The sequence below is a fragment of the Streptomyces sp. SID11385 genome, assembly GCF_010548245.1.
Lineage (GTDB): Bacteria > Actinomycetota > Actinomycetes > Streptomycetales > Streptomycetaceae > Streptomyces.
The window spans coordinates 1-217 of the sequence record NZ_JAAGLR010001083.1 but is presented as its reverse complement, the minus strand read 5'-3'; the positions used below and the strand labels follow the sequence as shown (position 1 = coordinate 217).

At 76.5% G+C, this 217-nt stretch carries 1 pseudogene; it reads right to left on the bottom strand.

Annotated elements, in window-relative coordinates:
* Positions 1 to 217: pseudogene (locus tag G3I42_RS33040) on the bottom strand (carboxylesterase/lipase family protein); the annotation flags it as partial.

Sequence of the window (217 nt, the reverse complement as noted above, 5' to 3'; positions counted from 1 at the left end):
TCCCGTACGGGCGAAGGCGATCCAGGCGGCGTGCGTGCGGCGGGCCAGTTCGGCCGGCGGCGCGTCGGGGCCGAGGAGGGCGGTGGGGCCGTGGAGCGCGGGGAGGTGGGCGAGGTCGAAGACGAAGGGCAGCTCGACGGCGTGGGCCGCACCGAGGTCCCCGCCGAGGGCACCTGAGCGCCAGGTGAACTCGTAGGCGAACGAGGGGGTTCCGGCC